Raw genomic sequence first — 15,083 nt, 5'->3', positions numbered from 1 at the left:
GTTTTTAGCCTTTTTTGGAAAACAATCTTCCGACTCCGAAGCCAATGGTAACTCCCAAAATTAGGCCAAGAGTTCCTATAAAATAAGTGGATGATTTAGCAGCCGTTAAGAGAGGGTTGTCAAATAAGTTTGAAGAAAGGTGAGCCGAAGTGAGTAACCACTTATTTTTTTCTTTTACCAGAGTGGCAGTCCAGCGATTTTTGGAGTTAATTTCTATACCTTCTGTTAACAATAAGTGATCGTTTGAATTCCCGAAAGCAATTCCAGTATTTCCATATAAAATGGTAAGCTCATCTACATCCAAATCAGTTTGGAATTCTTTTACAACTGGAGAATCCGAAAAAATCATTCTTGTAACGAATTTTTTTACACCTTCCCTTCCCCTAGAAACTTCCCCATTGTGCCAAGTAATCACAACATTGGGGTGCAGCAAGTTTACCAGACCATCTATGTCTCTTTTCTTTAATACCTGTTCAAACTCAACTTTCAGTTGTCTCAATTCAGCGTGAGCAGGATCTTCAGCAAATAACGTTTGCTGAGTGAAAACTATCAGAAGAAAAACAAATAGGTGTTTCATGGTCTCTTTATTTATGATTTGATTAAAAAAGCAAATCATAAATAAATTTAAAATTTAATGCAAAACATACAAATCCCCAATCGATTGAATTTACTAATGTCTCTCTCTAATTTGACTTTGAGCATAGCGGCAATCGTGGTTGGCGATAAACACCCAGACTATTTTATACCCTGCTTAATACTATTTGCTTTTCTCCATTTAAATAACTATGCCCTACTTCACGAAGCAACACATTCCAATTTGCAATCGTACAAACGATGGAATTATGTATTAGGTGTGTTATCTGGCTTTATGTTCCCAACTTCATTTAGTATCGCAACATTGACTCATACTAAACACCATTGCTGCAATCGAACAGATCATGAAATGTTTGATTATTATTATCCAAACGATAGTTTGTTTTATAAATTTGGCCAATGGTATTCTGTGCTTTTGGGAGGGTTTTGGCCAGTTGCGGTGTTCGGGAATATCATTATATTTTTTTATCCGAGTTTCCCAAAAAGTAAGTTCATTCAGAAAGTTCGAAGTGGGCAAAGGATGTTGGAAGACATGAATTCCAAAGATGTCATCCGCATTCGATTAGAAATTCTCCTCATTTTTGGCTTCTGGACATTAGTGGTCTATGTTTTCAATCTTTCAATTGCAACTTTGATATATTTTTATGTTGCCGCTGGATTCAACTGGTCAACTAGACAATACATTACTCATGCATTTTCGAAAAGAGATGTATGGGAAGGCGCTATTAACTTAAAAACAAATCTTTTACATGAGAAAATTTTATTAAATGGAAATTGGGATTTAGAACATCATTTACATCCGGAGTTACCTTGGACTTATCTAAAAAAGTCAGCAGAAAATAAAAAAACAGATACAACATATTTCAAACAATATTTAAAAATGTGGACTGGCCCGAAGAAAAACTTTGAAAGTTCACCGAAACCAATATCACTGAAGGAATATTTTAATGGATATAAAAGAGAGAATCATTCCACCTAAAATATCAAGAAAATGATGTTGGTGTGTGAATATCACTGAAGAATATATAAGCGTTGTCCAGAAAACAAAAAATATAATCAAGGGTATTCTTGTTTCCTTTTTGTATAAAAAGACAAATATAGTCGAAGTAAAACAAACATGTAGAGAAGGAACCAAATTATGCGGATGGTCCACTTGTTTTAAGTAAGAATAAATAAAATTAATACTATGATCGGGTGTATACAGAAACCCAAGTTTGGTAGGAAAAATTAAAAAAAATAAACAAGAAATGATAATGGAAAAAATGAAACTTCTCTCTAGTTTTTTTATTTCAAAAAAATCCAAATAAAACACAGGAATTGCAAAGAATAAAAAAACAGATACATACGGATAAATTGCCCATTCGTAGAAAGGTATTTTTTGTTCAAATGGGAAATATAAATGGTAATAATTGGTTCTGTTGGTATTCAAATAATTTGAACCAAGATAGAAAATTAAAAAAAGAAATGAAACTCTTGAATAAACAAATACAAACTGGAGAAATAATTTGTATTTAACATTCACTTATACAATTCCTAATTGTTAACCCTAACCACTTACCAGATTGAGATCAAGTTTAATCTAAGGAAAACCAACCAATCCGTTAATAAAATCCGCGAAAAAACATCTAACTTTGATTCGGATTTGTCTTTGAAGGAAATAAAAAACTTTACATTAACCTCCGCTATAAGGATTTCCAAAAGAATTATTTGACATCCTCTGAGATGATTAAAAAATCTATCGCATGAGTTTGCTTAGAAAACTACAAAGTTATATTCCGGATAGGAGTATCGATGAATTTGAGTTATTTGAAGAAGCCAAAAAGTTATATCCGAAAATTAAATTTGAGGAGATAACTAATTCATTGCTTAAAGAAATGACAACGGAAGTAGGAATAGAAAAGACCACGGCATTTTTTTATCACAAGTTAATTCATTTTTCAAATAGTTCAAAATTTATAAAAAAAATAAACTCAAACCCCGTCAAATTTTCCAATTTGCCAAAATTAAAAAATGAAGTTTGGGTAATCCCAGCAGGATTTTACAGAGATATTCCCGAATTTGACGGGGATGGTGAACTTATCAGAAAAATAGGTTCTCATTTTGGAACTCGATCAAGATTAATTGAAGTGAACCCCAAAGGCTCCATTACAAACAATGCAAATGAAATCATAGCTGAGTTGGAAAAAACGAATGCAAACAACTTAATTGTTTTTTCCATCAGCAAAGGAAGTGCTGATTTAAGAGTAGCACTTGAAAACAGACCAGATCTGCAAAAAAAAATCTTTGTTTGGATTACAATTGGAGGATTACTTAAAAATAATCCCCTTGCAGATGTGTTACTTGATAAAACCACCTTTAGAAAATTAATTCAAAAGACAGTTTTACAAATTTTGGGAATCCCATTTGAATTTCTAACTGAATTTTCGACTTTATCCGGAATTTTAACCTCTCCGATAAATATCCAAATTAAAAACAAAATAACCTTACTTCCGATTCCTTTGCCATCACACATGCAAGGCAATATATTAAAAAAACATAGGATCCTTTCTGAGTATGGGCCAAACGATGGTTATGGCTTGCTTACCGATTCTATATTGCCAGAGAGTTATATCATCCCTGCATGGGGAACAGATCATTATTTTAGAACTCCTATGTTAAGTGAAATTCTTTACAAAGTGTTCTTCTACATATCCAGTTTATAGGAGCAAAAATGGTCTCAATTCCATCTTCATGGTATTTTGTCTGTGCATCAAAAGAACTAACAAAAGGCAAAGTCATCCAAAGAACTTTAAACGGAATCTCCATTGTGCTGTTTAGAAATGATACAAATGCAGTTGTCATTATGAAGTCCAGATGCATTCACCTTGGAGCCGATCTAAAATCCGCAACAGTTAAAAACGGAAACATAGTTTGCCCCCTACACCAATGGACGTTTAATTCTGAGGGGGACTGTATTCATGCAAAGATGCACGAGGACAAAATTCCAAAAATAAAACAAGTTGTTTTGTCTTCGATTGAAGTCTGCCAAAGTATCTTTGTGTTTTTAGGAGATAAATATTTTCCATTTCCTGAATTAAGCTTTATAGATGATTTTAGTTTTGAACCAACACCTTATGTACGACTTGATACAAATTGGCAAAGTCTTGCTTCAAATTCCTTTGATATCGAACACCTTTCAGTGGTGCACAAAAGAGGTCTTCATAAGGAGCCGGAGTTACGAATACTTAGTCCTCATATTATGTTTATGAGTTATGAATCTTACGTTTTATCAAATGAACTTTCCGATAAAATCATGAAATTCCTTTCAGGGAATAGGATACAAGTCAAAGTTCATAATTATGGGGGAACTTTACTCACGATCGAGTCACAGCTAAAAAAACGTAAAGCTGTTTTGATATTTTCATTTGTTCCGGAAAACGAAGAGTTTATTCGAATACATACAATTGTAGGAGTTCCAAAGAGGTTTCCATTACTTGATTTCATCCAAAGAAAAATAAGTATCTACTTGTACATGAGTTTTCTAAATAGAGATTTTATTGCGATTCGGAATCTCCGGGTGAGGGAAGAGAACCTCGCTTCAGATCAATATCTAAAGATATATGCTGAATATTTAAAAGGATTGGAATGAGGTTTTATCCCTTTGGTTTCTCATCTGGTGGTTTATAAAACTTTTCATCGTTTGGGGAAGAATCTTCTCGATCCTTATCGTAAGGAACCATATCTTCGTTAGGTTCTTTTTCTCCCTCGGCAGAAGGCAAGTTCCAATCAGAGTTGGTTGGCCCGTCAAATTCCTCAGTTTGCGGAACAAAATCCAGATTAAATTTTCGATTCTTCTCACTTGGATGAATCGCATTCTGAGCATAATGCGCCCAAGTAGATGCTGCCATTGAAGAGCCTGAGCCCGGAATAGGGACTCCTTTTTCATGTCCAAACCAAACAACCGTTATTTCCTCTGGAGTGATTCCCACAAACCAAATATCACGAGCCCCTTTTATTTTTTTAAAATTTACATTATCATTTTCAACGGTTCCTGATTTTCCAGCGATATCAAAGTTTAAAAAATTTGAGTTCTGTTTTTTGCCAATCCAAGACGCGGTACCGCCACTTGCAAATACTGATTTTAGAAAATGTAGAATAGTTGATGTATTTTTAGAATTAAAAATTCTTTTATGTCCACCGGAACTAGAGTAAGATTCGAAAATCACATCATCGTTTAAAACTATTTTTCGAATGATGGTTTCTTCAATTATTTCGCCACCGTTTACAATTTCAGAATAGAGAATTGAAACTTCTAAAGGTGAAAAATCAGCGGATCCTAAAGCCAATGTTAAATCTTTTGGGAACCTATCTTTTTCAGAATACGAAAGATTTAATCCATTGGAAAGATAACCAATATAATTCGAAATCCCTAAATCTTTTAAAACTGTAACTGCGACGGTATTTACTGATTGTTGTAAGGCTTGCTCAATTGTAATATCGCCTAAATATTTCCCATACCAATTTTTAGGTTTATATCCCGATATATTGATCGGTTCATCCTTAAGGATAGTCGTTGGTTCGATAATTCCTTCTTCCAAAGCAGCACAATATAAAAATCCTTTTAATGCGGATCCAACTTGTCGTCTCATATACAGAGACCTTACCATATTTCTATAGTAGTCCCCTTTGTTTGTCCCACCGGAAACCGCCAACACCTCCCCTGTAAATGGATGGATTGAAAATACGACTCCATTGATACCAGAAGCGTAATTTTTACCTTCATCATAACTTAAACCAGATTGGTTACGAAAATTCCATCGTAAGGTTTCTATATCAGCATTTAAAACCTTTGTTGATATTTTTTGTTTTTGAATATCGATTGTTGTATAAACTTTTATATTCGCTTCTGACTCATGAAACCCTTCTATCGTCTCATTCAAATATTTTAATACATATTCATTGACTTCTGGAGCCTCATTCACTTGGAACAAACGATTTGTTCCATTTTTTGCAATGGATCCATGAGCATTTTCGTCATCATTTTCTTTAATTTGATAAAAAACTCTGAATTCATTTAAATGTTTTTGGGCTTTTTTCTCCGTGATCGCATCGATATCAACCAGAGCCATCATGACAGCCTTTTGTTTTTTAAATGCAACCTCTGGATTGCGAATGGGATTGTAAAGGGAAGGAGCAGGTAATAATCCTACAAGTAAACTTGCTTCTGCATAAGTAAGTTTAGTAACTGATTTATTAAAATAATATCTAGCCGCTTCTTCCGCACCATAAGAATTTTGTCCGAAATAGGCTTTATTCATGTAAAGGCAAATGATTTCTGATTTTCCAAGAATCGATTCTAAATACAAAGCAACGATCGTTTCATAAATCTTTCTGTTAATCGAATTACGAGTTTTATCTGTGAACAAATTTCTTGCGAGCTGTTGTGAAATGGTTCCCCCACCCTGTCTGATTCTAAATGACAATAGATTTTGAACGAATGCTCTGATCATCCCCTTAATAGAGAAACCCGAATGTGTTTGGAATTCTCTATCTTCCGATGCGATTAATGTCTGTTGAAACACTTTTGCTTCGTTACATTGTTTTGCAGATAGCGTAAGAGAAACGCCAGAATTATACTTACCGATGACATTCTGATTTCGATCAAAAATCATCACAAGCTGTTTCGGCACCATAGTAGCACTGCTATTTTTAGATAATGCTTCCTTTAGTTGTTCTAGGTCATGAGTGATGGACTTTTTATTATAAAAAAATAAAGCCGTTTGGTAACATGTGAGAAGGAAAAGAAGGAGGATAGAAAAAAGGATCCCCCATGTTAGGTAATGGCGGATAAGATCTTTTTTTTCTTTTAAAAAAGATAAGAATACATTGGAATACCTTCGGACATTTTGTACTAAGGTATTCCAATTCACGAAACTAAAAAAACCTAATCGTGATAACTCAAACCATCTGCACCAGAGCTGGTCCAAATGACTTTATCGATTGGGTTTACAGAAATCGCATTGATTTTGTTACTTGCAAGACCATTATCAGTTTTGTAAGTAACCCATGAAATACCATTGTCTGTAGAGATATTTAAACCATTATCGGTTCCAATGATCACACGGTTCCCATCCATATAGATGTCTTTCACAACGGATTTTCCACCAACACCAGTCCATTTAGATAGATTTTTGGTAGTACTTTTGCTTACACCAAGGTTGGTTCCCACAAATAGATTTCCATCAGATGTGATTCCAATGGAATTGATGGAATCACCCATATTGGGTTCGCCTTTACCGATTCGGTTCCAAGATACTTTTTTTCCACCAAAGAGAGTGTTCCCTTCAACAAAAGCATATAAACCATCGGCAGTTCCTGCGAATACTTTTCCATCTTCACTGACAGCTACGGAAAGTATTTGTTTATCTAACTCTTCACCGTTGACATCATAAGTCCATGTTTGACCGCCATCTTTGGTTTGAGAGATCCCTTTGTCTGTGGCTACAATAACGCTTCCATCTTTTGCAAAAGCTAAATCAAAAACATTATTGGAACGAAGTCCTTGAGCCGTACTAAACTGTGCCCAAGAACGCCCGACATTTGCTGTTTTCCAAATTCCGCCACCAGTATCACCACTTGCAGCCACCCAAATTTCTCGATTAATCAGAATTAGTTTATTGATGACTCCAATATTGTTTCCGAGAGCTTGTGGAACTAACTTTCTCCAAGTTTTGCCTTTATCCGAACTAATGTGGATATTGCCTTTTTCGGTTGCGGCGACAATCTCGCCAGTGTTAGAAACAACAATTCCCGAAAATTTTTGTCCACCACCTGGATTTACAGTTTTCCAACGAAGCCCACCTTCGAGATTCATTTCGAAACTAATAAAACCACCAAAAACCCAACCCGTTTTTTTCTTACCAAGATTGATTTTATACCAATAATCTGTGATATCTTCTTCTACACTTTGGTTAGTGGATCTATCGAGAACATCCACTTGATCCCCTCTTTTTAAAGTTGCAATCACATCACCACCAGATGCGGCAATGTTACGAACATTCAATACGCCAGCAGTCACTTTTGCCGGACCTGGCTGAAAGCCAGGATCTGCAAAAAGAGAAACGCTCGTGAAGAGACTCAAAAGAGCGACAGTAAATTTTATAGTATCTCGATTCATAATTTAACTCTAGTTTGAGTCAGTACCTTCGTAATTTTCTTCAGGTTCACTCGAATAAGTTTTTTCTGAACCTGTGAGTTTGATTTCACTTAAACAAGTATCGGTAATTTTTCCTTTATGAATTTTTGTAATGATAAATTTAAAACTACTTCCTTCCAAATCTACAGTTTTAGTTTGGAAATCGAAAACATCGTCGTTAAAATCCAACGTTTCTGTTTTTCCATAAGAGCCTTCTACTTTGATAGATGCAATTCTGTTATTGTTTTTGTAACTCTCTTCACTTTTTGCAAGTCCATTCACTAGGCTAATTTCTGTTAGCTTGATTGTGCTTGGAAAAGATACTGTAAGAGATTCGCCAACTCCGTCATCACCAGTTTTTCCTTCACACCAACCAGTTTGGAATTTACCATCAAATGCATTTCGTGGGTCGTAATCTAATTCTTTACCTTCTGTTTGAATGTATTGAGAAGAGGCAGAAACTGTTGCAGCTCCTAAACCAGAGATGCTAATTGTTTTTACAACTGTTTCTCCATCGCCTAAGTCAGATTTGAGGATATAAGATTTTTTTCCAGGGAATTGGATTAATGTAAAATTATCAGCTTCTTCTATAACAAAAACGACTAAACCAGCTTTTACTTTTCCAGATTTTTCACTTTTTTCATTTGGACGAAGGTATAAATCAGCATCACGGATTACTGTTGCAGACTTCAGTTCTCCTTCATAAAGGTTTTTTTCTTCTAACCAACCTTTTGTGCTAACACCTTTGATCTCAACTAAGTTGAATTTCACACCGTTGAAGTCTTTTTCTTCTAACAATGTAACATATTCTCCTCGTTTCACTTTTCCTTCCGGAGTTAAAATTGGCTTTTTTTCACCTGGGTTTTCAATTAGAAATGCGTCCGAAAGAACCGTTTTGCTTTTCTTGCAATTCACTGCAAAAAGCGAAACCAAACATAGAAGCATGATTACTTTTATGAAACGAGATTTAAACATTAGAGACTCCAAAATTTTATACGTATTTAGCAAATAAGCTAGGGCAAATCCTCTATCCATTAGAGGCTTTTGTAAAGAAAAATCTAAGCGGTCAAAAGGGAATTTTCATTGGGACCCCAAAAGAAGGGTTAGATTCTACGATTAAAACATCCGTTAAATGTCCAAAATTCCGATCTTCCCATCCTCCTAAAGCGAAAAGAAAAAGTGGCAATTTTTGCTACAACCCTCTGCACTCATTCTCTAAAAATTCCCATAACAAAGGGACTAGCTAGGCTCCCCAATTCCTTTCAATTGGAAGGGGTGATAAGAAAAACCCACTGAGGGAGGAAAACAATCACCTAATGACTGTATCACGAAATTTCATTTTTAGACAAACACAAATTCAACTTAATTGATTCTATTATCGATTAACTATGTTTTTGCGGTAGGCCTATACTAAACGATAGGGTTGTTTCAAAAGGAAATTAGGAGAACGTTTTTTTTCGTAACCTGACAGGCCCACCACCGTAACAACTATAATCAAAATATTTCTCAGTTTCTTTGTTTTAAATTAATTAAAATGTGCCAAAGAATTCTTTGATACATATTTGAATTTTTATACAAACGATTCATTGTATAAAATTCAAGACGAATACTTTTGCTTGTAGCGATATTCATGGTTTTTATATTCAAAAATGCTAAAATAAAAAAATAAATTGCCTAATCAAATACAGTTTTCAATTTGCATTCAAAGATTTCAGAAAATCAAGATGTTAGAAATTAAAACTATTATAACCAACGACGTAAAAAAAGAATCCATTGTGACTGGATTCGAAAAGATACTTTTTGAAAGAGATTTTTTTGGCAATCTCTGGATAGCTTCTTGGAACCAAAGTCCTATCCTTTACAAAAATGATGGGAAACAAATCACACGTTACGAATTTCCAATTGGATATTATCTTGCAAGTGATAACCCTTTTGATTCCAATCCAGACTGCACCTTATTTGGGTCTTCGAATTCCATCCTATACTTCAAAGATGATTTATTTTTTAATGTACCTTCGCCGAAAGTGGCAAACATGGCACCATATCAAATTCTAAATATTGGGAAATATACATATGTGATTTTTGCAAATACAAGTGGAAGAAGGTCTATTCATCGTTGGAATGGAAATGGTTGGGAAATATTAAACTGCAATTTAGAATTTGAAAATCTAAGAAACTTAAAACAAGTCAGCAAAAATAGAATCCTAATAACAGAAAATAACTCAGAAATTGCCTATATCCTTGATTTGGATGGAAAATTAGTTTCAGAATTTTCGACCAGTAGCGCACCGATGAAAATAAAAGTAGATTCAAAGAAAATTTTTTTATACTCCGACTCCAAATTAGAAGTCCGTAATCAAGAGGGCGAATTAATCAGTATTCTCGATTTATATGATGAGTCAATGAAATCCTATTTCGGATCTTATTTGGAATTTATCGATTTGTGTATAGAAGATGAATCTAACCTTGTTTTACTTTTAAAAGAAAGAAACAGAAAACCAGCAAAAAAACATCTATTAAATTTTAACTTAGACACATTAACCTTAACACCTCACCCACTTTATGATAAGCTCACACCTGAATTGAACTTACTTCAATTTGCAAAAGACAACTCGGGAGAATTTTGGTTTAAAATTTTTGGAAACCATTATTCAGAATCATTTTTTACATTGAATACGGAACTAACATTATGAAACAACCAACAACACTTAACCTTCAAAAATCAGATTTTTATTATGGAAACCTAAAAGAGATTATGATGGATCGTATGTTGGTATTCCAATCTTTAAGAGACAAATTTGAAAATGCACTAAAAAAGAATAAAACAAAACTAGACCAAACCTTTTTAAAAGAATTTGAATCCATGTATGGATTTAAGCCAGGGAAAGAAATTTTAGAATGGGAGAATCTAAAAAAAGGATACAAATCGATCATGTATGAAGTGGCAGATGTATGGAACATGATTGATCACCACTCCGCCGAAGAAGAAGAGTTGGAAGAAGATGAAAACGGTGGATTCGACTACGCTATATCTTCCACAGAGAGATTAACCAAAGTGAAAGACCCGGAAGAAGTACTTTCTTGGTTAGTTGGCACTTACAGTGGACTTATGTTTTTATTCAATGGATCGTATGCGTTTGCTTCTGATGGAGGTGGAGATACGTCATGGATCAACCTACTGCCTAATGAAAAAGAATCTGTTGAAGTCAATCATTACAACCATGAAATAGGGGAACTAGAAAACCTTCCCTACTATTCCATCGCACATTTTATTTTAGATAACTGGAACAATGAATCAAACGAAGGTTACGAAGAGGAAGAAGAAGAATTTGAAGAAGAAAACCTACAGCAAAAAATAAAAGAAGAAGTATTAGTTTCTAAAATCAAAGATAGTGCCATCAAAGCATTTGAAAAAGAGGCCACGAAGTTTTACGAAAGTAAACCTATTTACCATAATTCTTTGGACATGTTTGAACGATCTTCTTGGCTGCTCGGGCATAGTTATGGAGATCCAGCCTATGCATTTACGGAGAAACTCGCAGATGCACCTTCCTTTGCCATTTGGGAAGAAGAAAAATCAGATATCAAAAATTATCCCAATTTAGCTGCTTACTGGATCCTGCATCATTTCTATTTTAAAAACGATGCCGCTTGCAAAGAAACTATCAAACTAGCAAGCAAATCCAAAGGGAAAATCATACCAACACTAAGCCATCACATACTCAAATATTTAGATGGGAAATCAAAAACCTTATTCAACTTAGCCTCAGAGAAAGTAGAAAAGATCCGAACACAAACTTTTTCCAATGCTGACGCAAAACACATCGACCCTAAAAATCTTAAAATTTATAATGATACTTTGGGATTATCCAATCTAAAAACGATTTCAAAAAAAGAATTGGAATCAAGACTAAAATCAGAACTAAACTTATTCCAACTTATGGAAGAATTTCCTGATGATGTGGCCACGCATGATTCCATCCTAAAAGAAATTTCCAAAAAAGATACAAACCTTAAAAGACTTATCGATGATTACTTTCGAGAACGAACTGATAGTGCATATAATACTTGGCCATACAATCCTGAAAAATTAGACAAAAGACTTTCTGTTGCGATCAATGCCGCCTTTCGACAAGGCCTGAAGTACGATGCGGAAAACAAAAAAGCATTTTGTGGGATTACAAAGACCATTGGCATGTTAGACGATGATAGGTCGATGGTTTCACTTAGAGAAGCGGTTCATAAACTGAAACAAGATGACCCCAGGATGGAATACGTTGTAGAAGCATTGATCAAAAGCAATCATTCCGAAGCAAAATCTATACTCGCCGATGCCGCATGGAGAACTTTTGAAACCTTAGACAATATAAAGGAAATCAGAAACAAGGTACAAAAAGAAGGACCTACTCTGAACAATATGTTCACTGTTTACACACACTTAAATGAAGCGTTACAAGAGCGGATTCTTAATTTAGATGATGTCTCAGTACAACTCATCAACAAACTCTTTCAGTATAAGGATCATTTTGGATATTTTGGAATGAGTGTGGGGAATGCTTTTTCTGTCTGTGCTTATCTCAATATAAACGAACACATAGAAATTATTGCAAACTACGTTAGGCAAAGTTCAAAAATAAAGGGACGAGATAGAAGTGCATATTTAGATTTGAACACAATCATCAATACAGCAGAAGCCGCACTCGCATGGGCAAAAATGGACCCAGATAGAGCGAAGTTGGAGTTACTTGAATTTTACTTACAAATGGATCATTCATCTTCTCCTGGAATCGCCATTGATCTTAAGGCTTGTTATGTGGCTGGATTACTCCTCTTGGAACCAGAAAACCAGAACTATTTGGAGTTTGCAGAACGAATCCTTGGAAACAAAGGGGACCAGGTTCGAGTGTATGGAATCATTCGTTGGATTAAAAAACTGAAAGTCCAAAAATTTAAAAATCATCTTTGGTATCATATTTATGCGGACCCTGACCCTATGGTTGATTATTCTTGGACACACATTGAAGTAGAAGCAAGGGATGCTTGGATCGCACTTACTGGTGAAGATGCACCCGAATTTAATGGATCTGATCAGTATGCTTCCGCACTTTCTAAAAATAAATCCTTATTACCAGAGGCGATACTCCATCCAGAAAAATATAGCATCCAACATGTATTTGAGAAGATTCGAGAAACAAAATACAAACATGAGGATGTCATTCGATATGGTGGTCCGTGGCTTGTAGAATCCCTGCGATATTCTATGGATGAATACAAATATTCCGGATCTTACGACAGGTGGGAAGCAATCAAAGCCTTATTCATCCAAGGACAAGGAGTATATCCGTATTTTCTAGAAATTTTCAAACTACCTTATGCAGACTCATCATGGAAAACTTATTTATTACAATTTATGCGAGTCATGGAGCCTGAATCTTTAAAGTGGAAAAAGGTTCTTACGATGGATGAAGCCCAAATCAAATTAATACTTGAAGAACCAACTCCCGATTGGTATGTATGGACCGATTTACTTGCCGCTAAATTGTTTTTGTTAGATGGTGACTCATCTTTTGAAACGATTTCAAAAGCCATCATTAGGCGTTTAGATATGACAAACCACGAGTCTTATGATTCTAGTATTTATGAAGAAGTTTTGGGGTTAAGACTACCATTACTTTGGCGATGGTTTGGCAAAAAAGGAGACGATTTGATTCAAAAGTATTGGAAAGAATCTAAATCAGGTTCAGAAACACGAACCATGTTTGATATGGCAGCCAGACGCAAGTTAAATGATAAAATCCCTGATATGCCAAAAATTGAAGACCCAGGGATTTTGCTTACCTTCTACCCTGAGGAACGAGAATATGGTTGGCATACATGGATTCATATGACTCCCGATGTGGTCCGGTTCGGAACAAATGAATTCCATTTACATTCTGTTTTGCCAGATTCCAAAACAGAATCGAGCATTACGGAAGCCAAAGAACATCTAGAAATGATTTGGAAGATGGCGAATATTCTAGGTTATACAGTTTCAAAGAAAAAACCCAAAGGGAAAAAGTAACGCTCTGTTAAAATTACAGAAATCATCCTAGTTTTCTCTGTCAATCAGTCATTGCAAAAAGTAGGATGAAGAAAACAAACTACCCTCTTCCAACAGATTTCGCATATTCGCTGGGGGATACTTTTTTGAAAGCCTTAAATGCTAAATTAAAGTTGGCTTTGGAGTTAAAACCAACTTGGTAAGCCAGAGATAACAAGTTAGCTTTTGGTTCTTCTTCTAGAAGACGACAGACCTCCGATATGCGACATTCATTGATCAAACGATTAAAGTTAATGCCAAGATAGGCATTGATATATTCGCTGAGTTGGTAATCTTTAATACCTAACTTTTCAGAAAGAGAGGCCAAATTCAAATCCTCTTCTCGATAGATACATTCAACTTTCAAATAATAGTCCAAATCTTTTTGAAGTTTTTCCAAATCCAAGTTAAGGATACGAGAAGTGCGATAGGATTGGCGAAGACCTGGCAGAATATCTTTGAACAATTCGTGATTGATTTCTGTTCCGATAAATGCAACCACTGCCATCAGTGTGGCAAGCCCCGCCGTAAAATATATTCCTGTATGCCAACGAAAATACGTACTAAAAAAGATAAAACTAGCAAAGGTAATGTTTCCTTTTAAAATCATTCCTAAAACTTGAACACCTAGTTTTGCTTCTTTGTTGGGATTACGATAGAGAATCATTCTATATTGATAGATCATCCACACAAAAGTACCAACCCAGTAAACACATCCAATGGCAGAAATCATTTCTGGTATAGAGAATGGAGCTCCCGCAAAACTTTGATTCATTGATTGTAAAAGCAGATGAGGAAACTTCCATTCCAAAAAAAGAAGGAGAAGAATCACAAAAAAAGTTGGATACAATCGTTTTAACCCACCCAAAGGAATAGGTTCTAAACTTAGAAATTGTTCAATTGTGTACTGCATACTCCCAGGAATCAAAAAAATTATGGGAACGTAACCATGGTTCAAGACAGGAGTTTCAAATTCGAACCCAACATACAATCGATAGGCGTAAAAAATTAAAGTCCCACCGGAAAAAGCAGCAATCATTGCAAATGGAAATCCTTTAGAGCCCTTCTCTTTTACAAGAATACCAAGCCCTAAAATGAAATGATACCAGGCCCCAAACTGGAGCCAAGAGCCAAAAAAATCGAACATTTTGCAAAATTCGGACAAAATGCACGCTTTCGTCAATCTTTTGCCTCCCCGTTGTACAAAGAATTAGTACAAAATTATGATATTAGACC

General features: G+C 35.1%; 11 protein-coding genes. 5 read left to right on the top strand and 6 right to left on the bottom strand.

Translation table 11 applies throughout. The annotated features are described in order from the left end of the window. Positions 1-4 precede the first annotated feature (4 nt). Complete coding sequence (locus CLV96_RS15710) at positions 5-577, bottom strand: YybH family protein (protein WP_004787952.1); 573 nt, start codon at positions 575-577, stop codon at positions 5-7. A gap of 57 nt (positions 578-634) precedes the next feature. On the opposite strand from CLV96_RS15710, the gene CLV96_RS15705 reads away from it, so the two are divergent. Then, positions 635-1,573: a fatty acid desaturase gene (locus CLV96_RS15705; RefSeq protein WP_243836516.1), complete on the top strand. Its 939-nt coding sequence runs from the start codon at positions 635-637 to the stop codon at positions 1,571-1,573. Here CLV96_RS15705 and CLV96_RS20165 read toward each other — a convergent pair. Beyond that, positions 1,523-1,906 carry a phosphatase PAP2 family protein gene (locus CLV96_RS20165; protein ID WP_420813715.1) on the bottom strand — a complete coding sequence of 128 codons (384 nt, stop codon included), beginning with the start codon at positions 1,904-1,906 and terminating at the stop codon, positions 1,523-1,525. The genes CLV96_RS15705 and CLV96_RS20165 overlap by 51 nt on opposite strands. Positions 1,907-2,588: 682 nt before the next feature. On the opposite strand from CLV96_RS20165, the gene CLV96_RS15695 reads away from it, so the two are divergent. Further along, complete coding sequence (locus CLV96_RS15695) at positions 2,589-3,296, top strand: hypothetical protein (protein WP_208325415.1); 708 nt, start codon at positions 2,589-2,591, stop codon at positions 3,294-3,296. A gap of 8 nt (positions 3,297-3,304) precedes the next feature. Then, on the top strand, positions 3,305-4,222 hold the full coding sequence (locus tag CLV96_RS15690; RefSeq protein ID WP_004788087.1) for a Rieske 2Fe-2S domain-containing protein: 918 nt from the start codon (positions 3,305-3,307) through the stop codon (positions 4,220-4,222). Between the two features lie 4 nt (positions 4,223-4,226). On the opposite strand, the gene CLV96_RS15685 is transcribed toward CLV96_RS15690, so the two are convergent. Genes CLV96_RS15685 through CLV96_RS15675 form a run of 3 tightly spaced genes read right to left on the bottom strand, consistent with a single transcriptional unit; the run spans position 4,227 to position 8,743 of the window. Further along, complete coding sequence (locus CLV96_RS15685; RefSeq protein WP_004788281.1) at positions 4,227-6,503, bottom strand: transglycosylase domain-containing protein; 2,277 nt, start codon at positions 6,501-6,503, stop codon at positions 4,227-4,229. Between the two features lie 14 nt (positions 6,504-6,517). Then, positions 6,518-7,750, bottom strand: a complete 1,233-nt coding sequence (locus CLV96_RS15680) for an SH3 domain-containing protein (RefSeq protein ID WP_004788196.1) — start codon at positions 7,748-7,750, stop codon at positions 6,518-6,520. Positions 7,751-7,759: 9 nt separating this feature from the next. Beyond that, positions 7,760-8,743: an NADase-type glycan-binding domain-containing protein gene (locus CLV96_RS15675; RefSeq protein ID WP_004788259.1), complete on the bottom strand. Its 984-nt coding sequence runs from the start codon at positions 8,741-8,743 to the stop codon at positions 7,760-7,762. 749 nt (positions 8,744-9,492) lie between these two features. Between CLV96_RS15675 and CLV96_RS15670 the strand changes: the two genes are divergently transcribed. Next, positions 9,493-10,461, top strand: a complete 969-nt coding sequence (locus tag CLV96_RS15670; RefSeq protein WP_004788235.1) for a hypothetical protein — start codon at positions 9,493-9,495, stop codon at positions 10,459-10,461. Continuing rightward, positions 10,458-13,829 carry a hypothetical protein gene (locus CLV96_RS15665; protein WP_004787935.1) on the top strand — a complete coding sequence of 1,124 codons (3,372 nt, stop codon included), beginning with the start codon at positions 10,458-10,460 and terminating at the stop codon, positions 13,827-13,829. Before CLV96_RS15670 ends, CLV96_RS15665 begins: the two co-directional genes overlap by 4 nt. 79 nt (positions 13,830-13,908) lie before the next feature. Here CLV96_RS15665 and CLV96_RS15660 read toward each other — a convergent pair whose 3' ends face one another. Continuing rightward, entirely contained in the window at positions 13,909-14,994 is a 1,086-nt protein-coding gene (locus tag CLV96_RS15660) for a helix-turn-helix domain-containing protein (RefSeq protein ID WP_004788081.1), read from the bottom strand. Positions 14,995-15,083: the final 89 nt, after the last annotated feature.

Source organism: Leptospira meyeri (assembly GCF_004368965.1).
GTDB lineage: Bacteria > Spirochaetota > Leptospiria > Leptospirales > Leptospiraceae > Leptospira_A > Leptospira_A meyeri.
The sequence above is the reverse complement of the archived record's forward strand: the minus strand, read 5'-3'. Positions and strand labels throughout refer to the sequence as shown.

Bases quoted from the DNA above. Each gene is read 5' to 3' on its own strand.
- CLV96_RS15710 (WP_004787952.1), bottom strand. From the start codon at position 577: ATGAAACACCTATTTGTTTTTCTTCTGATAGTTTTCACTCAGCAAACG.
- CLV96_RS15705 (WP_243836516.1), top strand. From the start codon at position 635: ATGCAAAACATACAAATCCCCAATCGATTGAATTTACTAATGTCTCTC.
- CLV96_RS15690 (WP_004788087.1), top strand. From the start codon at position 3,305: ATGGTCTCAATTCCATCTTCATGGTATTTTGTCTGTGCATCAAAAGAA.
- CLV96_RS15680 (WP_004788196.1), bottom strand. From the start codon at position 7,750: ATGAATCGAGATACTATAAAATTTACTGTCGCTCTTTTGAGTCTCTTC.
- CLV96_RS15675 (WP_004788259.1), bottom strand. From the start codon at position 8,743: ATGTTTAAATCTCGTTTCATAAAAGTAATCATGCTTCTATGTTTGGTT.
- CLV96_RS15670 (WP_004788235.1), top strand. From the start codon at position 9,493: ATGTTAGAAATTAAAACTATTATAACCAACGACGTAAAAAAAGAATCC.
- CLV96_RS15665 (WP_004787935.1), top strand. From the start codon at position 10,458: ATGAAACAACCAACAACACTTAACCTTCAAAAATCAGATTTTTATTAT.
- CLV96_RS15660 (WP_004788081.1), bottom strand. From the start codon at position 14,994: ATGTTCGATTTTTTTGGCTCTTGGCTCCAGTTTGGGGCCTGGTATCAT.